The following is a 21,461-nucleotide window of genomic DNA, read 5'->3' on the forward strand; positions in this document are numbered from 1 at the left end:
AAACTTGTCGGTAATGAATGTATCAGAATAAGATAAGAGCGCAGTAAAGGCTTAGTGATTGTCGTGAGTATATGTGTAGTTGAGATAGCTTAATGGCAGAACTTAGCGTTCGAGTGTCCCATTGAATAATTGGGGTACAGTGATTGAGAGCAATTATTTAGATCATCGTCTATTAACTGGTTTGAGGTCTTTGAATTATTTTTTAGCGCACACAGACATTATCTGCCTTTGAATACTGGACCATTTACTTTAGCAACCAGCATCGCTTCATTTTAAATGAGGAATATTATTATTTAGGCGTCGACCGTATTGGTCGAATAAGGGGATATATTGGCATCGATGCAAGTTAATAATAGACGCAAATCAAACTCAAATTGATGATAATCTGGCTCCATATGGATACACAAATTATAGAAAGCCTTGTTGTGATCTTTTTCTTTTAAATGGGCAAGTTCGTGCACAGCAACCATCCGTAGTAAAGGTTCTGGTACGCGCTTTAAACGTGAAGATATACGGATTTCGTTCTTTGCTTTGATTTTATTGCCTTGAACTCGTGCTACATAAGAATGTAACCCAAGTGCATGATGACTCATGCTAATTTTATCATCAAAGATTACTTTGGATAGTGGGGATGACTGGCGTAAAAATTGATTTTTAATCGTTTGGGTATAATCGTACAGCGCTTTATCGCTGCGAACACTGTGTATGACAGGATGACGTTTCAACAGTAGCTTGGATAAAGTACCCGCATCCAGATGTTGCTGTACTTGCTGCTGGATCTCAGGGCTATAGCCGCTTAGGTATTTTAATGAATTCATAAGGTATTTAGCTCCGAATAACTTCGGAGCCTAAGTCATCACACTACTTATATCTTGCCAAAAATATGGCGATTTTGCTGGGCGTAGGCGGCTTCAAAAGCAAGCTGTTGTACCTTTTTAAGGTCTAAGCTATCAAAATCGACTTGTGGTGGATTACGCTTATTTTGCTCTTTGATAGTGACAGGAGACAGTAAGCTGACAGGTAATTCACCTAATTGAATCGCTGCTTCAAGTTTAAAACTTGTGGCTGAGCCCGCCAATTTACCTTTTTGTTCACGTTCAATGATGACAACTTCATCAACGCGATAATCTTGCATAAGCTTATGAAAAGCGAAGTGAAACTCACGAATAGCTTCTGTGGTAGCAGATTGGGAAACGGTGAAAGACACCTTACGGCATTCTGGCACATTGAAGGTTTCACCTTCATAGCTCAATAAACTGATAATGGCTTCGCCACCTTTTAATTCAACACCACAAACTCTCATGTTACACCTTCAAAATATCGATAATAGCGCTATTGTAGCTGGAAATGACGTGAGGATCAGTGTTTACCCTGCGCTTTTGATTCGCTTGGCGACAGACTGATGCGCTTAGTGCGTCAATTCCCAGTATTCGATCAGCCAATGTGTTGTGTATCAGAAATAAAATCTGATGTTAAATCCACCGGCATGTATGCTTTAATTTGTTCTAAACTTCTTCTGTATCATTGTCTTGCAGTAATTTCGCCGCAGCAGGCTTTTTACGCATGGGTGCATCGCCAATGTCCACGCCCGTGATAAAACGCTTATCCCGTGAAGGCGCCGGTGTGGCTGCTTTAGTTCTTTTGCTCTTACCTTTAGCAAGCTCGGCTTTAGCAACACGTTTTGCTGGCGTCTGTTTGGCTTTGCTTTTTAGACCACTAAATTTAGCTTCTAGACCTAGAATCGTACTGATCTCAAAGGTCTTTCTAAGGAACACTTGGACTTTCTTAAAGTTGTCCCAATCTTTAGGCCCGACGAGCGATATAGCATCACCTTTAGCACCAGCACGGCCAGTACGGCCGATACGATGCACGTATTCTTCGGCAAATTTAGGCATGTCGAAGTTGACAACTAAGGACACATTGAGCAAATCCAAACCACGAGAGGCAACATCGGTCGTCACGAGGACTTGTTGTTGGCCACGGGCAAATTGGTCCATGATTTGGTTGCGTGCGGCTTGCTTTAAATCACCGCTGAGTGCCGCGGTTGCAAAACCTTGCGCTGTTAATTTAGCAGCTAAGCGCTCAGTATCAGGGCGAGTGGCGGTAAAGATGATCACTTGCTTATGAGTTTCGTCTTTGAGCAAACGAGCTAAAAGCGCTTCTTTATGGTCTAAGTGGTCACATAAAAAGATGCGCTGATGGATATCGTTATGTTCTGAGTGAGCAGCGCCAATGGCGACATGCGCAGGATTTTTTAGCAAGGTTGCTGCGATATCATTGATTTCGTTATGATCTAAGGTTGCCGAAAACATCAATGTTTGACGACGTTTATGGTCGGCAGCTTCGTTGATTGCTTTCAGTTGTGGAGCAAAGCCTAAATCTAACATGCGGTCGGCTTCATCGAGCACTAATAACTCTAAACCATTTAGGAATAGATTTTTTTGCTCTAAATGATCAATGATACGACCTGGGGTCGCCACAATAAAATGTGGCTCTTTTGCGAGTGCTTTAGCTTGGTCGTTAAAGTTCTCACCCCCTAATACGCTGATCGCTTTGTATTGAGTGTTGGCGACAAGCAGACGAAGTTGGCTATAAACTTGATGTGCTAACTCACGAGTAGGTAATAAAATTAAGACTCTAGGATCGCGCTTTGACAGTGAGCGGGTCGAAATAACTCTTTGCAATGCGGGTAACAAAAACGCTAAGGTTTTACCAGAGCCCGTTTTTGATGACGCCATTAAATCTTTACCTGCCAATGCGATAGGCAGTGCTTGTTCCTGGATGGCTGTGGGCTCAGTAATGCCCATGTGTTTTATGCTTTGTAGCAGACGCTGGTCCAGAGAAAAATCGGTAAATTGCAAAGGTATATCCCCTAAATCTTAGTAAGGGCAGATTATAGCCTTAATCCCCCATACTCAGCCATCCACATTGATGATTATCTGCACTCTAGCGCTTGAATGATGTGTGATGGCGTGATTCAAACTGACATTACTGTTTTTGTTTACATTTAAGTTACAAAATTAATCATACAAATTTTATTGATAAGCTGTGGATGTGAGCGTGTTTTACGCTATCGTGTTATGCAGTATGTAATTGGAGAATAATTTATGGCTAGTGGAACAGCTCCCACTGTGGGTATTGCGCTTGGCAGCGGCGCTGCGAAAGGTTGGGCACACATTGGCGTATTAAATGGTTTAGCCGCAATGGGAGTTAAACCTGATAAAGTTGCTGGATGCTCAATAGGGGCATTGGTAGGCGCCGCTTATGCCCATGAACATTTACCTGAATTGGAACAATGGGTACGTGGTTTCTCTAGTTGGGATGTACTGGGTTTGATGGATATTCGATGGCGCAAAGGTGGCCTTATTGGCGGCGATAAAGTATTTGATGTGCTGCATGCCCGAATAGGAGATGTGGATATTGAGAAACTTAGCCGTCCCTTTGCCGCGGTTGCGACTGATTTATACTCGGGTCAGGAGATTTGGTTTACTGAAGGAGATTTACGTCAAGCGGTGCGAGCTTCTTGTTCTATGCCAGGGATTTTAGCCCCTGTACGTCAAGGGGAACGTTGGTTAGTCGATGGCGCAGTGGTTAATCCTGTGCCTGTTTCAATGAGCCGTGCCATGGGTGTTGATGTGGTGATTGCAGTTGATTTATATGGCTATCATTCAGGGCGTGTCCAAGCATTGCCTGTTAATATGTCCAGTCAAAAAATACCTGCAGCAAGCGTTGAGATACCCGCACGACAAGAAACGGGTTTTATGGATTTATTTGCCCGCGGTCGAGATTATGTGAGTAATTTGACGGATAAGTTTTCATTGGGCACTAAATCAAATCCCGGCATGATAGCGGTAATGTCGCAGTCGATGGGGATTTTAGAACAAAGACATAAAAGAGCACGATTAATGGGCGATCCACCTGATATTTGTATTGTGCCTGAAGTGGGTAATATTGGGACGATGGAGTTTCATCGTGCCGATGAAGCTATTGCTGCGGGTGAAGCTGCCGTAGAAAAAGTGGCTCATTTGATTGAAGCCGCACTCTGGAAAGGTTAATAACAGTCGCCCCAGAATAAACAGGGCAGCGAAGCAAGGCAGGCGATTGATATCAAATAATAAAAGTCGGCATTCGTCTCGCTATACCGACTTAATATTTTCTTAACGGTAATGTTAAGCTAACTGTTTCGCTTAACATTAGTTGTTCTTAAGCCAGCTTTACTAGCATTTTACCGCGGTTTTTACCTTCAAATAGACCAATAAACGCATCGGGTGCTTGTTCTATTCCCTGATAAATAGTTTGCTCAGCTTGCACTTTACCTTCAGCTAACCATTGCGCCATTTTTGCTGCAAATTCAGGATAGTGGTCCCAATGTTCAAATACGATAAAACCTTCGAGTTTTAATTTTCGCATCACAATCAGGGATAAATTATCTGGACCAGCGGTAGGAGTGGATTCGTTATAGAGTGAAATCATGCCGCAGACGGCAATTCGCCCGTGATCTTTCATATTACTCAGTGCTGCGGCTAGATGTTCACCCCCAACGTTTTCAAAATATACGTCCACACCCTCTGGTGCAGCTTTTGCTAAGGCTTGAGTCAGATCGCCACAGGTTTTGTAGTTGATGATGCTATCGACACCATAACTTTGTAATAATTGAGCTTTTTCATCTGAGCCAACTGAGGCAACTACTCGAGCGCCCATCAACTTACCAAGCTGACAAGCGACACTGCCTACTGCGCCAGATGCGGCTGAGACAAACAGCGTTTCACCCGCTTTTAAGTTAGCAATACGCGTCAGCCCCGTCCATGCTGTCATACCGGGCATACCCAGTACACCTAAAAAATGTGAACTATCTAATTCGGTTTGTGGCAGAGCTGTCAGTCCATCGGTATCAGTTACGGCATGTTCGCGCCAACCTAACATGCTGCTGACTTTCGTTCCCACAGGGAACTTATTGTTTTTAGACGCGATAACTTCACCAATAGCGCCACCTTCTAGCACTTGATTTAACGCGAAGGGCGCAATATAGCTCTTGCGATCAACCATGCGACCACGCATGTAAGGGTCAACAGACATCCACAGGTTTTTAATCAGCACTTGGCCGTCAGCAAGTGGCGCTAAGGATTTATTTACTAAAGCAAAGTTATCAACAGATGGCATGCCTTCTGGGCGACTGGCTAAATGGATTTCACGGGTTTGTGTAATAGGATTATTCATAACTGACCTTTTGTTTGTGCGCAAACTAATTGCAATAACTTTACGTGGGTTAAGGATTGAATGCAAATACTTTGCGCGCAAACTAGATGCACCAAAGTGGATAGAGTAAGATGCAGTATGTTTGAATGACAAATACCTAAACGTGACACATATTCCAGTCAAACCGAAAAGAGATGCAATCATTTCGACTCATACTGAAGAGGCGATAGATAAACTGTGTTTATCTGATAATGTTTGCTTTGCACTTTATTCTGCGAGTAATGCGCTGGTGCGCGCTTATCGACCGTTACTTGAAGCATACGGATTAACCTTCCCTCAATATTTAGTGATGCAAACCCTGTGGCGTCAAAACGGTTGTAGTCAAACGCAGTTATCCGTGGCAACTAAGCTTGATATGGGCACTTTAACGCCTATCGTTAAGCGACTTGAGGTGAAAGGGCTGATCACGCGTTTAGTTTGTGTGGATGATGAACGGAAAAAACGGGTGACGCTGACCAGTCAGGGAGAAGATATTAAGCATGAAGCGTTAGCCTTAAAGCAAACGCTGCTCGATAAAGTGCAGCTGGATGCTGAGGCACTCGATTTATTGCGCCGCCAATGTCTTGCTCTGATTGAGGACTTACAGTCCTAGGCATAAGTCTACCTAATATCCTGTGCTGGGATAGTGATGTGCAGGGATAGCTGTGTGAAGGCCTTAATTCTAGCTAGGCATAGATTCATACTTGATTGGCTTAATTTTTGCTTTAAAACTACCAATTAATCTTAGACGCCGAATTATTGACAATGAATTCTATTGCAAATAGCTTCAATCTTACTCGTAGTAGTACCAGTGTCGCCGATGCTTATGGTGCCAATAGCCAAAAAACCAATACGGCTAAAACAGATAGCACTATTACGTCAACCAAACCTCAGCCAGATACGACTAAAACAGACGCGACAAAAGCGGATGAAATCGCACTGTCACCTAGGGCGCAGCGAGCACAGAAAATTCAGTCGATGGCGAAGGATTTTTTTGCCGATGGCCAATTTGGTGTCGCGAAGATCCCTGCGTTAGTGTCACGTTTACAAAAAGACGGGATTTTATCGGACATGCAACTCGAACGTTTATCCAAAAATGGTATAACAGTTCCCAGTACGACAGAGCCAAGCAAGCAGTCGCTACAAGATTTTGTCGATGATGAACTTAAATCACTCGCTAAAAACTCGCCAAATAATCCGCTGATTAATACCTTGATAGATGCTAAAAGTGTTTTAACTAATATGGATGATGCGCATTCGCCAGTATTGGCGCAAAAAGCCACTAAGACACTCGGACAGTTAACTGATTATTTGAATTCAGAACCAGCGTTAACCGATACACAAAAACAGCAATGGCAGGGGCTTAAATCAATGATGCAATTGGCCTCATCGATGGGGGCGCATCAGTCTGCATCGGGTCAGTTAAGCAGTTATCTGGCACTTGCTAAACGTTAATATGCCGACGTATATTTTGTTAATATCAAAGCTATTTTTTATTTATTGAAAATGGCTTTGTGCTAATTGTTATAAAATCACACCTATTTTATCTCCCATCTATTTATTTTCTATCTACCTATTTTATCCTCCATCTATCTTGCTTTATGACGAAGGTCAAGGCTCTAAGTGTGGATCATCGGCTATTACAACACTTCTGCTTTGTTCTTTTCTCCTATCTTGAAAACCATGATCTGGATCATAGAAACTTTAATGTCGATGCCGCCTAATACGCTACATATTGTGTTTGCTGAATCATTGGTTACTACATGTGGTGTTTGATTCGGTCTAAATGGAGAAGGACTCACTAATGCCAGTCGTGATTAAGCGGGATGGTTGCCGCACACTTTTTGATGAAACAAGAATAAGAGATGCGGTTATAGCCGCTGCAAACTCGGCAGGTATTGAAGATACTGATTATGCTGCAACAGTTGCTGCCAGTGTGAGGCTGCAAGTGGCGACATTAACCGAAGTGGATATCCATTATCTGCAGGATGTCGTTGAAAACTTACTGATGGAAGGCCCGTACAAGTCGCTGGCACGGGTGTATATCGAATACCGTCACGATAGAGATATATGTCGTGATGCGACCAGTAAACTCAACCTTGAGATCCGTGGTTTAGTTGAGCAGAGTAATGCGGCATTGCTTAATGAAAATGCCAATAAAGATTCCAAAGTGATCCCGACTCAGCGGGATTTACTCGCGGGCATAGTGGCAAAACATTATGCCAAAAGTCATATTTTGCCAAAGGATGTGGTTGCTGCCCATGAAGCGGGTGAGATCCACTACCACGACTTAGATTATTCGCCGTTTTTCCCTATGTTTAACTGCATGCTAATTGATTTGGCTGGCATGTTGACTCACGGCTTTAAAATGGGCAATGCTGAGATTGAAACGCCAAAATCGATTTCTACAGCAACGGCGGTCACCGCGCAAATCATTGCCCAAGTGGCGAGCCATATCTATGGTGGCACGACCATTAACCGTATCGACGAAGTGTTAGCGCCATTTGTCGCCAAGAGTTATGACAAGCACTATCAAACCGCATTAAATTGGAAGATCACCGACGCCAAAGCTTTTGCCACTGCGCAAACTGAAAAAGAGTGTCACGATGCGTTTCAATCACTCGAATACGAAGTAAATACCTTGCATACCGCCAATGGACAAACACCATTTGTAACCTTTGGCTTTGGTTTAGGTACTTCGTGGGAATCACGCTTAATTCAGCAATCTATGCTCAAAGTGCGCATGGCAGGTTTAGGCAAAAACCGTAAAACAGCAGTATTTCCTAAGCTCGTATTTGCTATTCGTGATGGCATCAATCACAAGGCTGGCGATTGCAATTATGATGTCAAACAAATGGCGCTCAAATGCGCAACTATGCGTATGTATCCCGATATTCTTAATTATGAACAAGTTGAAAAAGTCACTGGTTCGTTTAAAACTCCAATGGGTTGTCGAAGCTTTTTAGGCACCTATGAAGAAAATGGCGAACTCGTGCATGAAGGGCGTAATAATCTTGGGGTGGTCAGTTTAAATCTGCCGCGGATTGCCTTAGAAGCACAGGGCAACGAAGCCGAATTTTACCGTATTTTGGATAATCGATTAGTTTTGGCTCGTAAAGCACTGGATACTCGCATTGAGCGACTTAACGGCGTAAAAGCCCGTGTTGCACCTATTTTGTATATGGAAGGTGCCTGTGGCGTACGTTTACGAGCAGATGATGATGTGTCGCAAATTTTTAAAAATGGCCGTGCGTCAATTTCACTCGGTTACATTGGTTTACATGAAACCATTAATGCACTTTATGGCACCCAAACCCATGTATTTGATAATGCACTATTAAGGGAAAAGGCCGTTGCCATTGTTGCTTATCTAAAAGCCGCTACTGATGCTTGGAGAGTTGAGACGGGTTATGGCTTTAGTTTATATAGCACGCCAAGTGAGAATCTTTGCAGTCGCTTTTGTAAACTAGATGCCAAACAATTTGGTGTTGTCACTGGGGTGACGGATAAAGGCTACTACACCAATAGTTTCCATCTTGATGTTGAAAAGCACGTCAATCCATACGATAAAATTGATTTTGAGCAGCCATATCCTGCGATAACCAGCGGTGGATTTATTTGCTATGGCGAGTATCCCAACATGCAGCATAACCTTGAAGCGTTAGAAAACGTCTGGGATTATAGTTACAGCCGTGTGCCTTACTATGGCACTAACACCCCAATTGATGAGTGTTATGACTGCGGTTTTACCGGCGAATTTAGCTGCACCAGTAAAGGCTTTACGTGTCCTAAATGCGGTAATCACGAACCTAGCCGTGTGTCGGTAACGCGCCGGGTTTGCGGTTACTTGGGCAGCCCTGATGCTCGGCCATTTAATCATGGTAAACAAGAAGAAGTTAAACGTAGAATCAAACACTTGTAATACTTATATCTAAACAACCTGGAGATACTGAAACTGGTATTTTCAGGTCGTTTGGGAATTGACCTTATTCTGCTTGTTAGGCTTATTTCATGGTATCAATGGTGCGATGACATTAGTCTTAATATTAAAATGGCATTGCACTATGAACTATAAGCTATGAATTATCATCAGTATTTTCCTATCGATGTAGTGAATGGCCCTGGTACGCGCGTGACCCTATTTGTATCTGGTTGTGAGCACCAATGCCGCGGTTGTTATAATCAAAGTACTTGGGATGTCCGCTCAGGGCATTTATTTGATAGCGTGATGGTAGATAGGATTATTGCTGATCTCAGTGATCAACGAATAGTGCGCCGCGGTTTATCCCTCTCGGGGGGCGATCCTTTGTTGCCCGCTAATCTTGATACTATTTTGGCACTGGTCAAACGCGTTAAAAGTGAGTGTCCGAGTAAAGATATATGGTTATGGACGGGCTATGTATTTGATGAGTTAAGTGATAAACAACGCGCGGTATTACCCTATATTGATGTGCTGGTGGATGGAAAATTTGAGCAAAATCTTGCCGATCCGAGTTTGATGTTTCGCGGTAGCAGCAATCAGATCATTCGTTTGTTATAAAAGCGGTAACGAGGATCTGCAACTTACTGCTATAATCTGAGGCCTTGACACAGATGCTAGCATAATCAGGCTAAGATTTTACTGTGGCTAACTTAGGTAATTTAAGGTAACAGAATGAATTTAAAGCAAGAACTGCAGCAACTTAACGATAAAGTCGATAAATTTCGTCGTAAACTTGCTGCGGCTGAACAAAGAGGCGATGACGTGGTTATTGCCCAGTTCAAACGTGAAATCGCTGCCGTCACTAAGCAAATTGCCAGTGTGAAAGGACAGCAAACTCGCTTATTGAATAAGCAAGGTTCAGATATCAAGGATTTACCTTTCCACCGTGCTTTGACAAAAGCAGAGCAAGCGGACATGGGTAAACTGAAAAAGTCTGTAAAAGGGTTGGTAGTTATCCATCCTATGACGGCTATCGGCCGTGAGATGAGACTGACTGAAGTCACTGGATACGCACCCGAAAAATTTTAATGTGTGATCGGATGCCACAAGTAGCAGATCGAGTGTCGAGCTTGTGGCCTTTGACTTTATGCACTGCTTCGTTTTAATCCACTCTTTCGTGCTGACCATCTAAAAGTGACACTCATGCTTGGTTTAGTTGATTAAAACACTAAAGTATTTCTGAATGTTCAAAAACACTTTAGAATGCTGCGCTTAGTTGGCTAAGTGCATAATCCTCAGTTGTTTCTAGGGATTTTATTTGTCTCATGGAATGAGAGTTGTCGTTAAAGGTTAAATATGTCGATAAAATTTGTCGCAACGTCAAAGTTACCCACTCCTTGGGGCGTGTTTGCCATGCATGGTTTTGAAGATACGGAATCAGGTAAAGAGCATGTTGCGCTGACATTTGGTACGTTCAGTACGGATGAACCTGTGTTGGGTCGTATTCATTCCGAGTGTCTAACCGGCGATGCCTTATTTAGTTTGCGTTGTGACTGTGGTTTTCAGTTGCAAACGGCGATGCAAAATATTGCCGAAACGGGCAGTGGCTTTATCCTCTATTTACGCCAAGAAGGCCGTGGCATTGGTTTGTTAAATAAAATTCGCGCTTACGAGTTGCAAGACAAAGGTGCCAACACCGTTGAAGCTAACGAGCAACTGGGTTTTGAAGCCGATATGCGCAAATACGATATGATTAAACCTATGCTAGAACAGATAGGCGTTGCACATGTGCGTTTGATGACCAATAACCCGCGTAAAGTTAAAGCAATGCAAGAGTGTGGTATCGAAGTCGTTGAACGTGTGCCGTTGCAAGTCGGTAAAAATCGTTACAACGAAGCCTACTTAAAAACCAAATCTACTGAGCTTGGACATCTGATGTCTGAATATCATTTTATGGATGAAAATAAGTAGTTTTGTATTTATGATGATTCGACCGATTGGGTCAGTGATGAGGAAGGTTTAAGTTAATTGAGCCATTTTTTCAGTCGGTTGTTGTTATTGTTCGTAATGTGCTGGGCAATGGTGGGGGTTACACCTGTCACCTGCGCTAATTCATTTTTTGCTGTAAAAGTTATTCCATCTTTGCCCCAAACCAATGAGCCCACCGTTGATGCTAATGACAGTAATCCGATAGAGACGAGCGATAATCCTAATTCAGTTTATGCATTTGGTAGTTATTTAGGCACAGGTGTTTATCGCGCCGCAAACCAAAATGCGACTGTTGTGAGTATTCCGTTAAGTTTCGATTTAAAAAAGGACAGTGATAGCCAGACTTGGTTACGCTTACCTATCTCCTTTGGCTTTTTTGATTATTTAGCCCAAGATATTACCGAAGGTGAGTTGCCATCATCAATCGGCACTATGACAGTGACCCCTGGTGTTGAGCACCATTGGCAGGCTAGCGAAAATACTCGAATGGAAGCGTATCTGGATATCGGGTTTGGTACTAATTTTGATAAAGGCGATAACATCGCCATTATTGCATCAGGCATCAGTAGCTTGTATGACTTTAGCCTAGCGGGACAAGATGCTGTATGGGTGTCCAGGTTACACTTTGCTGGTTACAGTGAGCACTATGGTAAGTTTGCTGACCAATTTGCTGTGTTACAAACCGGTGTCGATGTGGGATTAGCGCCGCGCTGGCAGTGGTGGAGTTTTCAGGTTCAACCGAGAGTATTTGCAGTGGGTTATTGGTATTTTAATGAGCTCAGATTTATCAGTGAAATCGAACAAGATACTATCGTTTCAGGTAGTTATGAAGCAGGATTTTCTCTCGCCTTCTCTAAGTCCCTTGGAGGAAAATTACTCGATATTGACCGCATAGGATTAAGCTACCGCCGTGGTGATGGCTTAGATATTTGGCGCTTAATGTTCAGTTTTCCCATCTAGATTAGTTGAATTCATTTCGTTGGATATGGATTAATAATATGGTAAAGGCTTTGCGTAAAGTCGTTTACGTTAAGCTGACTCCTTTGCATCGCGTATCTTTTGATCCATTAAAGTTGCTATTTGACCACTCAGTTGCATGATTTGTTCTTGGATAAGCTTACGCTGCTGATCTGCGGCGTCTGAGTCATCGCCCTTCAGTTTAGCCAGCATTTCCTGTAAAGCTTTTATCTGTTCTTTTATCTTTTGGACTTGCGCATCAATTATTGACTTTGGTTCTTCTGAGGTGGCAGTGTCTAATTGTTCTTTTTGGGCAGAAGCTTTATCTCTTAAGGTCGAGCCGACATCTATGGATAGTGCCACACGGCCAGCATTAGAAATGGAGACGGTATCTTGAGCATCCGGAGAGTCTGTTGTTGGCTCAGTATTCGCCGCTTTTGTGGTTGGTGTCGCTGCGATATATGCGTTTGATACTGGCGTAAAAGCTGAACCTGTTGTGGTGCTATTTATTCCATTGATGTTCATTAAATGCTCCATTAGGCACAAACTAGGTTAATTCTCAAAACATTATCGGCCATTCATGTGAAAACTAAAGCCAAGGTCGTTTTTTTACCACAAAAAGTAGAGTTCGGTATTAATGACAATACAGCCCTTATCTCAGAGCTGTTTAAGCATTACTAAGTCTAGAAAATTAACTCTTACCCCAAATATGTTTATTTATTTTGCCATCTACGCTCGGTTTATCGCTGGTAGCTGATTTATTTGGCGCCGCTTGAGCCACTTTATGGTTGGCGACTTTTGCCTTAGGCTTAGCAGTAGGCTTTTTGCCCGCTTGCTTGGTTTCCGCTTGTGTTGGTGGTAAAGGTAATTTATTGGCCCTCAAATAGAGATATTCGACCTTATCACGCGCCCATTCATTTTTGCGCAAAAACTGTAAGCTGGACTTAATACTGGGATCGTGGGTAAAACAGCGAATATTAATTCTCTCGCCTAAATTCTCCCAGCCGTATCGCTCGACTAAATGAGTAATAATAGTTTCTAGTTTGAGGCCGTGCAGCGGGTCATTCGATTGATTCATATTATGCATCATGGTGCAGTGTGCTATGGCGCGAGTATAGCATTTTTGTATTACTGATACAGTGCGTGGCTCTTATCGAATAAATGGAGAGTCAGTGCCGAATAAAATGAGCTTTGCGGGTAATCTGTTAGGTGGTGATGAAAACAGGCGCAATTAAGCGCCTGTTTTATAATATTCCAATTTAATGATGAGATTAATCGTTAACCGTCTCTTTTAGCTCAGTTTCAATGTGTGAGTCAATTTCGCCTTTACCTTTCGTTTTTACAATCAATAACGCAGTAATCACTAAGGTGGTGATTACACCCGCTATGGTTGATACCGTCATCGGCAAACCTGCGCCTAAGGTCGATGAGTTCAGTAGGAATGCAATTACCACAGTAGTCATAAACATTGCAGGGATTGTCGCAATCCAATGCAGCTTGTTATGGCGTAGTAGATAAGCCGATGCAGTCCACAGCATTAACACCGCAGTGGTTTGGTTCGCCACACCGAAGTAGCGCCAAATGATGCCGAAGTCCACCTGAGTTAACATGCCGCCGATAACAAATAGTGGGATAGCTAACACTAACCGTTTTGGCAGTGAGATTTGTGGCATGTTGAAAAATTCAGCCAAAATCAAACGTGCAGAACGAAAAGCGGTATCACCTGAGGTAATCGGCAGGATAATTACGCCTAAGATAGCCATAAAGCCACCAACAGCACCTAATAGACCAGTAGAAGCTTCATATACTACGTTTGCTGGGTTACCAGACATCCCCGCGCTTAACCCTTCAACGCCACCAAAATAAGACAGTGCAATGGCGCACCAAAGCAGGGCTATGACACCTTCGCCAATCATGGCACCAAAGAAGACGAAGCGACCATTAGTCTCATTTTCAACGCAGCGTGCCATTAAAGGTGATTGTGTGGCATGGAAACCCGACACCGCACCACAGGCGATAGTGATAAATAGGGCAGGCCAGAGTGGCATGTCATTTGGATTTAAGTTTTGGAAGAAATCGCCCGCTTGCACGTTAGGCAGTAAGGTGTGCTCGCTTGATAACATAATCGCGATAGCTAAACCAAATGACATGAAGAACAATAAAGCGCCAAAGAAAGGGTATAGACGACCGATAATTTTATCGACGGGCACCACAGTGGCAATAAGATAGTAGATAAAAATAATACCTACAAAGATACTGACGTCCCAACCGGTTAATTTACCAAGTAAACCCGCAGGCGCAGAGATAAACACCACACCGACTAGCAGTAACAGCACGATGGCAAACACGTTCATAAAGTGTTTGGCGCTCTTGCCTAAATATTTACCCGCAAGGTTTGGCACCGATTGGCCACCGTTACGTACAGATAGCATGCCAGAAAAATAGTCATGTACAGCACCTGCAAAAATGCAGCCGATTACAATCCACAGCATGGCCGCAGGGCCATAAAGTGCACCCAGGATAGGGCCAAAGATTGGGCCTACGCCTGCGATGTTTAACAATTGAATCAAATAAACTTTGCCTTTAGACATAGGTACAAAGTCGACGCCATCAGCCTGAGTGAAAGCCGGTGTTTGACGGTTAGCGTTAATGCCAAAGACTTTTTCGACAAAGGCGCCATAGATAAAGTAGCCGCCGATCAGCAGACCGACACAGAGTAGGAACCACATCATTTTTGTTATCTCCCCATTTGAGTTCTGGCGAGTGTAAACACGTTGTTTATATAAAACTGAGCAATATCAGTCAGTGGTCGAAAATGCAGTCTGAGCGGTAATAGGTGAGATTGAGTGGTTGCACCTTTATGTTAACTGCAGGTGTTGTCCGACATTTCATGGCGAACGGCATGACCAATAACATGCCGTTAATCGGGTTTGAATGCTGCCTATTGAAAGCCGAAAAGCTGTTTAAGACTCTTAAGATAGCGGCGTGATACGGGCACTTTATCACCCATATGCGTGGTGACTTGTGCGCCGGTATCTAACAGTTCAATTTCAGCAATAGCTTTCGGTGAGATCAAATACTGACGATGGCAGCGCACCAGTGGAGTCTTTTCTTCAAATATTTTTAAGGTTAATTGGGTATGAACTTTACCTTTAGTGCTGGCCACATGAATGCCGCTTAAATCGCTAAACACATATTCTACGTCTTGGATGGCAATCACTTTGAGCTTATTACCGCTATAGCACGGAATATGTTCAAGATTTTTAGGGGTAATAGCGTCCATTAACTGCGGCGCGAGGTTTTTACGCACACGAGTGAGTGTTTTACTGAATCTTTGTGCATCTATCGGTTTGAGCAAATAATCGAAGGCATGATTATCGAAGGCTTTGACAGCAAACTCGTCGTAGGCGGTAACAAACACGATTTTGGGCATAGTGTCAGGATCGAGCATGGCGATAAGTTCCATACCTGAAATCCGCGGCATTTGGATATCGAGAAAAACCAGTTGAGGTTTTTCCTTTGAGATCATATGCAATGCTTCAATGGCGTTGGTACATTGACCTATGATATGCATATCGGGCTCTTGCCCTAAAAGGTCGGCTAATTCTTCGCGAGCAAACAGTTCATCGTCGACAATTAAACAAGTAATCACGTGCCGATTCCCATCGTTGATGTTTCAGGAGATTCTATTGGTAATCGAATGGTGACACGGGTTAATTCATCGGGATCGCACGTTACTGTGACACCATATTGTTCGCCAAAAAGATTTTGAATGCGCTTATGTACTAAGTTCATCCCAAGCCCCTCTGAGCCTTCAATGGGGTGATATAAGCCAGCATTGTCTATGACTTCTAATTCCAATACATTATTTTCTAGTTTCCCCGTCACTTTAATTTTCCCTTGCTCAATCATGTGTGAAGTGCCGTGTTTCACCGCATTTTCGATAATAGGCTGCAGGGTAAAAGCTGGTACCTTACAGTGATAGAGTGATTCAGGTATCGCGATACTGACATGCAATTTATCAATAAAACGTGCTTTTTCAATGGTGAGATAAGAAGCGATGTGATCTAGCTCATCACCTAACGTCACTAAACCTGTAGTTCGTTTTAAATTGATGCGTAAAAATTGAGATAATTGCTGCAGTAACTGTTTCGACATATCGGGATCGCGCTTGATAATCGCGCTAATGGTATTAAGGGCATTAAACAAAAAATGTGGATTAACCTGTGCCTGCAGTAATTTAAGTTCGGCTTGAGTGAGTAAATTTTGTTGTTGTTCAAAACGGCCATAAAGTATTTGGTTTGATAATAAACGGGCAATACCTTCACCTAAGGTACGGTTAATATTCAAAAAAAGTTTATTTTTGGGCTCGTAAAGTTTAATAGTGCCAATCACTTCTGTGTCACTGCGTAGCGGGATAACGAGGCTAGAACCAAGGCGACAGTGAGTTGAAATAGAGCAGGCATAGGGCATTTCAACGCCATCGGCAAACATCACCTTATTTTGATTGATGGCTTCTAAGGTGATTTTAGATGAAATTGGGGTGCCTGGAAGATGGTGATCGGCGCCGATACCGATAAAAGCTAAGAGCTTGTCTCTGTCTGTAATCGCGACCGCGCCAACGTTGGTTTCTTCAATAACAATCTGAGCGACGAGGCTGCTGCTCTGCTCGTTAAATCCTTTTGACAATAGTCCAACACTGCGTTCGGCTATTTTTAATGCCTTAGTCGAAAAACTAGAGGACAGTTTGTCAAACATGGCCTTTTGGTCACGGATCATGCTCATAAACAGCGCTGCACCGATGGAGTTGACCAACAACATGGGCGGTGCAATTTGACGGACCAATGCCCATGCATCATCAAAAGGATGGGCGACCAGAAGGATAATGCTCATTTGCATCATCTCGGCATAAAGGGTCACGAGGCAAACGAGTAATGGATTATAGATAAGTTCACTTTTACCCGCACGCCTTAAGTAAAAGCTTATCATCCCCGCCGAGAGTCCTTCTAACGTGGTTGAAATCGCGCAGGCTAAGTCGGTAAAACCGCCCATGCTATAACGGTGAAGCCCACCAGTGAGTCCGACCAGAAAACCAGTCACTGGCCCGCCCAATAATCCCCCTAATACCGCACCCATTGCGCGCGTATTGGCAATCGCTCCAGAGGTTTGTTCGCCAAAATAGGTTGCCATAACGCAGAAACTTGAAAAAATCAGATACATAAAAATTTTATGTGGCAGACGGGGGGATGTTTCGGCAAACAGTTTAAACAGCGGCGTTTTACTGACCAAGTAAACAATCACTAAATACAGCGACATCTGTTGGGTCAACAAGAGAATTAAGGACATAATGGCTCACATTATTGTCACAGATGTCGGCGCAGTAGTATCAAATTGAAATTGTATGCGCGAGATCAGAGTTCAAATTCAACCGTTAAGATATAAAGAGCAGCATATTGCATCTTTAGGAGGACATATGTCCAATTCTGTTCACGGTCATGATGTTATGGCGCTGATGGTAGCTCAAGGGGCCGCGATTATAAAGCCTGAATTAATTTCTTTAATGGGACAACAGTTTGGCTTATTGGCCCGATATCATACGTGTAGTGCCGTTGATCTTAGCGCTGAAGCATTGCTACAGTTATTGATGCACAAAGGAAAATTACTCGACACGCCCCAAGGTATTGAACTCGCCGCGGGCAAACAATGTGATCATTGATTAAAGAGTAATACAACCAGAAGCTGCCTACTTTCAATCAGTGACTCTGGCTAAAGGCTAGGTTTCGCTATGACGTTTGTTGGCAATGAGTTCTTGTTGTATGGGCGTCAGTTGGCTAAATTCATTGATTAGAATACGCAGTAATCGAGACTTTGCGATACCAGTCGATTTTGAGAGTGTATTAAGCTGAGAGATACTATTTTCAGTGAGGGTAAAGGTTGCATGACGATAAATTTTTGTCGATTTTTTATCTAACCCTTTAATAAAGGCCGACGTTGTAGGTGCGGTTAATAAACTTTTTTTACCAAAGGCATAGTTATTAGCATCTTCAATAAAATCCTCGACAGAGACTGACTTGATGGGCTGCTTAGGTCGCTTACGTTTAAGATCAGTTAAGCTCATAGCTATTTTCTGATGGTATTGCGAATAATTCATCCGCTATAGCGCGGATTTCATCGGCAGCCTTACCATCGGGTTCGACTTCGACCACTGAGGAGCCTTTTTCTTCACTGTCGTCATAAATATTTCGACAAAACGTGACCGAGTTTAGCACTCTTAATCCGAAGGATTTCACCACATCTTTCGCTTCTAAAATACGTTTAAATTGCGTGGGCAGAGCAGGGCATTGGGTCAAAACGATTGTAGATATCATTTTGGGGTTGACCATCTTGCAGGTACTTAGCATGTCTTCCATGTGAGGTAAGGTTTTTAGATCACGTCTCTTTGGCCTTAAAGGGATCACAACATAGGTCGCAACTGACATTGCAGCGCGCATGGCTAAGTTATCCTGCCCCCCGCAGTCTACAATTACGTAATCAAATCGGTCATTGAGGCTCAATAAATCGTTACGGATTTTGCCATAAAGTTGAATGCAATTAATGCTTGGAAGGCTGGGATCATTGTTTCTTGCTTGGATCCAATCTGAAGTGGTGCGCTGGGGATCGCAATCGACCATGAGAACATTGGCTTGAAATTTTTGCTGAATATACACCGCAAGGTTTTGAGCTAAACAACTTTTCCCGCTCCCTCCTTTTTCGCCTCCTACCAACAAAATCATGTTACGCCCCTTAATGAACCTAGCAATGAATTGAGTGTAGAACAGACACGCTAAACCTGCGAAATTTAAGTTTAATTAAAGGAGTTGTATGGCGATATGGTAGCTGTGCTCATGGCATTTAGCACAACGGCATACTTGCCCCTTTATGGTATTTTGTTGTCTAGTATTGGCATTAAAGGTCACTTCAATTAGCTCACCTAATGCAAAAGGTTTTTTATAATCGAATAAAAGCCCACGTCTTGCTAAGTCGATACATACGCCTTCGTCGGTTTGTGTTTCACCTTGGGCATCGACCCAATTTAACACTATCCGTTCTGCTTCCATGTCTACACGTAATGACGTACGTTTTTCTTCGAAACCAATAGAATGACTGCCCATAACTTAATTACTCCGTCAGTGGTTTATCTTAGTAAAACTAGCATAATGGCTTTTGGGCAGAATACCAATGTGAATGCGAGGTCTTTAAGTGCTACCTTAATATCAAGACAATTAATGTCACTCATTAAGGCAGCAATAGCACCCATTTAGTTGCTGATTAATTATCGTATTCTTGGTTTTTCGGGTAAGGCATTTTTAACTGTCCCCAACGGATCACTATAACGGTCGCTGCTAAAACAAGCGTAGATGCTGATATCGCTACGATACGCCAGTCATCCATACTTTTCATATCTAATATCAAATAACGCGCTAATGCCACAATTGCAATATAAAGCGGCATACGCACGGGTAATTTACCTGATTCGAAATAACTCGCCACCATGGCTAGAACTTCTAAGTAAATAAAGAGTAAGAGTAAGTCAGCTAGCACCACCATACGTACAGAAATAATATGAACAATTTCTTGGCCGATAGCGACGATAGTGGCAATAGCGATGAGAAATAAGACTAAGTGTTCTACGGCTTTAAGGCTTTTAGAACCATATTGGCGATAAAATGGCATGGAAGTTCCCTACTAAATGTTTGTATAAATACTAACAGTAAAAAAACAATTAGCAGGGAAAACCTAGCTAAATATCCGTGACTTAATTCACAGATACGTATGATCGTAGGCTTTACTACAAAGCCCGTCTTAAGTGATGTTTAACCGGGACGACCATCGGTTCTGGCTTGACATAACATCGGGCCATAATAAAGGCAGAAACAACCGAAGGCGACTAGCCAACAGATAATCGTGCTGAGTAATAGCAGTGACGACCAAAGGGGGAGTATTCCCGCTAGCACTCTGAGTAACACTGCCAGTAGCATTAATCCAAAGCAATATGGCATTAAACGCGGTGGTTGCAATGCTCTACCGGTATGACCTAACGAGACCCTAGCCATCATGGCTAAAATCATTCCGCCTAAACCACCAACGGTAATTGCGTGCATACCGACAGACAGCGGAAACCCCAAAGCGATCAGTGCTAGACCAAGCGGGATGCAAACATAACTGAGATGCAGGGACCACAGTAGTGGAACACGCCAGCTTGCATGCCAACCCCAACGATGCCAGCGTAACAGCAAAACTAAGCTCGCAATGCCCGCTATGCTGCGAATGAAGATGTCCTCTTGCAGGACGATACTCAAGACAAGTGTAGCAAGACTGATAAAACTTAGCCATTCGAGTGCCGGAATAGAACTCTGACGTTGCCATTGTGTGGCTTTTTCTGTGAAAAAGGGAATAACTCGACCACCTAAAAGAGCCACTATGGTGCTCATTAGAATAACCGCGCCGTATAAACCAATGTTTACCCAGTTAAATTGATTTGTCAGTACGCCGTAATAACTCAGCGCATTCATTAGGGTCAGTAAAGTAAAGATAGGGATGAATACAAAGTTACGCCATTGACGAACACGGATTACTGAGCGAGCGATTAGCGCTGCGGTGAGGGGTAAAAATAACAAGTCGATAAACATAATCAGTTTAAACGGCACTGCTGCTGGCACAAGGAATAACAGCCGAGGTAACAACCATACGACAAATAACCCGATTAACACTGGTCCTTTTGCTCCAGGCTGGCCTGTCCAATTTTGTACCGCCGTTAATAAAAAACCGGCTACGACAGCACAAACGAAACCAAAGATCATTTCGTGTCCATGCCACCAAAGAGGATTAAGTGAAACGGGTAAGAGGCTAATTCCTGATAGAAATCCTCCCCATATTCCTAAAGCGAGTACGCTAAATAAGCTGGCAAACAGGAAAAATGGTCTGAAACCTAATCTAAATAAAGCTATTGGAGGCTGCAAATGCGCGGGATCATCAATGTTCAACATAAGTCACTCTTGAGTATCTGACTAAATTTGTCAGGCATTATAAGGTTCAAATAAAATGAATGTATATATATCAATGTGAGTATACATTCTTTAAGTTGATTAAAGATAAATATCCCTTTAACTGGGCTAAATTAAATTCAAACTTTTTACGTGATGGCAAGCACATATTTAACGTAACTAAGTTGATTTTTATGCATAAATCTTAATTTACAATAAAAGGTTATTTGTACGGTTAGCGAGAGAGTAGTTGATTGCGGCTAAGTAGAGGATAGTGACTGATGAAGCGTTCAGTTATTGATTGGCGTTGATATATTATCGCTTATGTTGTGCAC

Annotated in this window: 23 protein-coding genes; 9 read left to right on the top strand and 14 right to left on the bottom strand. The window is 42.8% G+C overall.

Translation table 11 applies throughout. The features are described 5' to 3' along the window. Positions 1-293 precede the first annotated feature (293 nt). The 3 genes from BW947_RS08085 to BW947_RS08095 form a co-directional block, all read right to left on the bottom strand. On the bottom strand, positions 294-818 hold the full coding sequence (locus tag BW947_RS08085; protein ID WP_076498256.1) for a M48 metallopeptidase family protein: 525 nt from the start codon (positions 816-818) through the stop codon (positions 294-296). A 47-nt stretch (positions 819-865) separates the two neighbouring features. Continuing rightward, a complete protein-coding gene (locus BW947_RS08090; RefSeq protein WP_076498259.1) occupies positions 866-1,303 on the bottom strand; it encodes a DUF3010 family protein in 438 nt (145 codons plus the stop codon). A 202-nt stretch (positions 1,304-1,505) separates the two neighbouring features. Further along, positions 1,506-2,861, bottom strand: coding sequence for a DEAD/DEAH box helicase (locus tag BW947_RS08095; RefSeq protein ID WP_076498262.1), 1,356 nt, complete (start codon positions 2,859-2,861; stop codon positions 1,506-1,508). Positions 2,862-3,107: 246 nt separating this feature from the next. On the opposite strand from BW947_RS08095, the gene rssA reads away from it, so the two are divergent. Beyond that, positions 3,108-4,055, top strand: a complete 948-nt coding sequence (gene rssA, locus BW947_RS08100) for a patatin-like phospholipase RssA (RefSeq protein ID WP_076498265.1) — start codon at positions 3,108-3,110, stop codon at positions 4,053-4,055. Between the two features lie 148 nt (positions 4,056-4,203). Here the strand turns inward: rssA and BW947_RS08105 are convergent, their stop codons facing one another. Further along, positions 4,204-5,217 (bottom strand): NADP-dependent oxidoreductase, encoded by a 1,014-nt coding sequence (locus BW947_RS08105; RefSeq protein ID WP_076498268.1) that lies wholly within the window; start codon positions 5,215-5,217, stop codon positions 4,204-4,206. Positions 5,218-5,395: 178 nt separating this feature from the next. Between BW947_RS08105 and BW947_RS08110 the strand changes: the two genes are divergently transcribed. From BW947_RS08110 to BW947_RS08140, 7 genes are all read left to right on the top strand, one after another. Further along, positions 5,396-5,848: a MarR family winged helix-turn-helix transcriptional regulator gene (locus BW947_RS08110; RefSeq protein WP_244153236.1), complete on the top strand. Its 453-nt coding sequence runs from the start codon at positions 5,396-5,398 to the stop codon at positions 5,846-5,848. Between the two features lie 152 nt (positions 5,849-6,000). Further along, entirely contained in the window at positions 6,001-6,690 is a 690-nt protein-coding gene (locus BW947_RS08115) for a hypothetical protein (RefSeq protein WP_076498273.1), read from the top strand. A 349-nt stretch (positions 6,691-7,039) separates the two neighbouring features. Further along, positions 7,040-9,157 carry an anaerobic ribonucleoside-triphosphate reductase gene (gene nrdD / locus BW947_RS08120; protein ID WP_076498276.1) on the top strand — a complete coding sequence of 706 codons (2,118 nt, stop codon included), beginning with the start codon at positions 7,040-7,042 and terminating at the stop codon, positions 9,155-9,157. A gap of 156 nt (positions 9,158-9,313) precedes the next feature. Next, a complete protein-coding gene (nrdG, locus tag BW947_RS08125) occupies positions 9,314-9,775 on the top strand; it encodes an anaerobic ribonucleoside-triphosphate reductase-activating protein (protein WP_076498279.1) in 462 nt (153 codons plus the stop codon). A gap of 114 nt (positions 9,776-9,889) precedes the next feature. Then, positions 9,890-10,246, top strand: a complete 357-nt coding sequence (locus tag BW947_RS08130) for a YibL family ribosome-associated protein (protein ID WP_076498282.1) — start codon at positions 9,890-9,892, stop codon at positions 10,244-10,246. A gap of 267 nt (positions 10,247-10,513) precedes the next feature. After that, positions 10,514-11,128 (top strand): GTP cyclohydrolase II, encoded by a 615-nt coding sequence (gene ribA, locus BW947_RS08135; protein WP_076498285.1) that lies wholly within the window; start codon positions 10,514-10,516, stop codon positions 11,126-11,128. Between the two features lie 57 nt (positions 11,129-11,185). Further along, positions 11,186-12,106 (top strand): hypothetical protein, encoded by a 921-nt coding sequence (locus tag BW947_RS08140; protein WP_076498287.1) that lies wholly within the window; start codon positions 11,186-11,188, stop codon positions 12,104-12,106. Between the two features lie 69 nt (positions 12,107-12,175). Here BW947_RS08140 and BW947_RS08145 read toward each other — a convergent pair whose 3' ends face one another. The 5 genes from BW947_RS08145 to BW947_RS08165 form a co-directional block, all read right to left on the bottom strand. Continuing rightward, positions 12,176-12,628 (bottom strand): FlxA-like family protein, encoded by a 453-nt coding sequence (locus BW947_RS08145; protein WP_076498289.1) that lies wholly within the window; start codon positions 12,626-12,628, stop codon positions 12,176-12,178. Positions 12,629-12,794: 166 nt separating this feature from the next. Further along, positions 12,795-13,190: a VF530 family protein gene (locus BW947_RS08150; RefSeq protein WP_076498498.1), complete on the bottom strand. Its 396-nt coding sequence runs from the start codon at positions 13,188-13,190 to the stop codon at positions 12,795-12,797. A gap of 184 nt (positions 13,191-13,374) precedes the next feature. Further along, a complete protein-coding gene (locus BW947_RS08155) occupies positions 13,375-14,835 on the bottom strand; it encodes a carbon starvation CstA family protein (RefSeq protein WP_076498292.1) in 1,461 nt (486 codons plus the stop codon). A gap of 209 nt (positions 14,836-15,044) precedes the next feature. Then, positions 15,045-15,755, bottom strand: coding sequence for a two-component system response regulator BtsR (gene btsR / locus BW947_RS08160; protein ID WP_076498295.1), 711 nt, complete (start codon positions 15,753-15,755; stop codon positions 15,045-15,047). Further along, on the bottom strand, positions 15,752-17,449 hold the full coding sequence (locus tag BW947_RS08165; protein WP_076498298.1) for a sensor histidine kinase: 1,698 nt from the start codon (positions 17,447-17,449) through the stop codon (positions 15,752-15,754). Before BW947_RS08165 ends, btsR begins: the two co-directional genes overlap by 4 nt. A 127-nt stretch (positions 17,450-17,576) precedes the next feature. Here BW947_RS08165 and BW947_RS08170 point away from each other — a divergent pair, with 127 nt between their 5' ends. Beyond that, positions 17,577-17,819: a YecH family metal-binding protein gene (locus tag BW947_RS08170; RefSeq protein WP_076498300.1), complete on the top strand. Its 243-nt coding sequence runs from the start codon at positions 17,577-17,579 to the stop codon at positions 17,817-17,819. Positions 17,820-17,876: 57 nt separating this feature from the next. Here BW947_RS08170 and BW947_RS08175 read toward each other — a convergent pair whose 3' ends face one another. The 5 genes from BW947_RS08175 to BW947_RS08195 all read right to left on the bottom strand — a co-directional run bounded on the left by BW947_RS08175 (position 17,877) and on the right by BW947_RS08195 (position 21,129). Further along, the gene (locus BW947_RS08175; RefSeq protein ID WP_076498302.1) at positions 17,877-18,221 is read right to left on the bottom strand and encodes a ribbon-helix-helix domain-containing protein; all 345 of its coding nucleotides are present in this window, start codon (positions 18,219-18,221) and stop codon (positions 17,877-17,879) included. Beyond that, complete coding sequence (locus BW947_RS08180) at positions 18,208-18,876, bottom strand: AAA family ATPase (protein ID WP_076498304.1); 669 nt, start codon at positions 18,874-18,876, stop codon at positions 18,208-18,210. The genes BW947_RS08175 and BW947_RS08180 overlap by 14 nt, the downstream gene beginning before the upstream one ends. A gap of 75 nt (positions 18,877-18,951) precedes the next feature. Continuing rightward, positions 18,952-19,254, bottom strand: coding sequence for a PilZ domain-containing protein (locus tag BW947_RS08185; protein WP_076498306.1), 303 nt, complete (start codon positions 19,252-19,254; stop codon positions 18,952-18,954). Between the two features lie 157 nt (positions 19,255-19,411). Continuing rightward, the gene (locus BW947_RS08190; RefSeq protein WP_076498309.1) at positions 19,412-19,816 is read right to left on the bottom strand and encodes a phosphate-starvation-inducible protein PsiE; all 405 of its coding nucleotides are present in this window, start codon (positions 19,814-19,816) and stop codon (positions 19,412-19,414) included. Positions 19,817-19,956: 140 nt separating this feature from the next. Then, positions 19,957-21,129, bottom strand: a complete 1,173-nt coding sequence (locus tag BW947_RS08195) for an NnrS family protein (protein ID WP_076498312.1) — start codon at positions 21,127-21,129, stop codon at positions 19,957-19,959. Between the last annotated feature and the right edge of the window lie 332 nt (positions 21,130-21,461).

The organism is Shewanella morhuae (assembly GCF_900156405.1).
Taxonomy (GTDB): Bacteria; Pseudomonadota; Gammaproteobacteria; order Enterobacterales; family Shewanellaceae; genus Shewanella; species Shewanella morhuae.

Bases quoted from the DNA above. Each gene is read 5' to 3' on its own strand.
- BW947_RS08085 (WP_076498256.1), bottom strand. From the start codon at position 818: ATGAATTCATTAAAATACCTAAGCGGCTATAGCCCTGAGATCCAGCAG.
- BW947_RS08090 (WP_076498259.1), bottom strand. From the start codon at position 1,303: ATGAGAGTTTGTGGTGTTGAATTAAAAGGTGGCGAAGCCATTATCAGT.
- rssA (WP_076498265.1), top strand. From the start codon at position 3,108: ATGGCTAGTGGAACAGCTCCCACTGTGGGTATTGCGCTTGGCAGCGGC.
- BW947_RS08105 (WP_076498268.1), bottom strand. From the start codon at position 5,217: ATGAATAATCCTATTACACAAACCCGTGAAATCCATTTAGCCAGTCGC.
- BW947_RS08115 (WP_076498273.1), top strand. From the start codon at position 6,001: ATGAATTCTATTGCAAATAGCTTCAATCTTACTCGTAGTAGTACCAGT.
- nrdD (WP_076498276.1), top strand. From the start codon at position 7,040: ATGCCAGTCGTGATTAAGCGGGATGGTTGCCGCACACTTTTTGATGAA.
- nrdG (WP_076498279.1), top strand. From the start codon at position 9,314: ATGAATTATCATCAGTATTTTCCTATCGATGTAGTGAATGGCCCTGGT.
- BW947_RS08130 (WP_076498282.1), top strand. From the start codon at position 9,890: ATGAATTTAAAGCAAGAACTGCAGCAACTTAACGATAAAGTCGATAAA.
- ribA (WP_076498285.1), top strand. From the start codon at position 10,514: ATGTCGATAAAATTTGTCGCAACGTCAAAGTTACCCACTCCTTGGGGC.
- BW947_RS08145 (WP_076498289.1), bottom strand. From the start codon at position 12,628: ATGAACATCAATGGAATAAATAGCACCACAACAGGTTCAGCTTTTACG.
- BW947_RS08150 (WP_076498498.1), bottom strand. From the start codon at position 13,190: ATGCATAATATGAATCAATCGAATGACCCGCTGCACGGCCTCAAACTA.
- BW947_RS08155 (WP_076498292.1), bottom strand. From the start codon at position 14,835: ATGATGTGGTTCCTACTCTGTGTCGGTCTGCTGATCGGCGGCTACTTT.
- BW947_RS08165 (WP_076498298.1), bottom strand. From the start codon at position 17,449: ATGTCCTTAATTCTCTTGTTGACCCAACAGATGTCGCTGTATTTAGTG.
- BW947_RS08170 (WP_076498300.1), top strand. From the start codon at position 17,577: ATGTCCAATTCTGTTCACGGTCATGATGTTATGGCGCTGATGGTAGCT.
- BW947_RS08175 (WP_076498302.1), bottom strand. From the start codon at position 18,221: ATGAGCTTAACTGATCTTAAACGTAAGCGACCTAAGCAGCCCATCAAG.
- BW947_RS08180 (WP_076498304.1), bottom strand. From the start codon at position 18,876: ATGATTTTGTTGGTAGGAGGCGAAAAAGGAGGGAGCGGGAAAAGTTGT.
- BW947_RS08185 (WP_076498306.1), bottom strand. From the start codon at position 19,254: ATGGGCAGTCATTCTATTGGTTTCGAAGAAAAACGTACGTCATTACGT.
- BW947_RS08190 (WP_076498309.1), bottom strand. From the start codon at position 19,816: ATGCCATTTTATCGCCAATATGGTTCTAAAAGCCTTAAAGCCGTAGAA.
- BW947_RS08195 (WP_076498312.1), bottom strand. From the start codon at position 21,129: ATGTTGAACATTGATGATCCCGCGCATTTGCAGCCTCCAATAGCTTTA.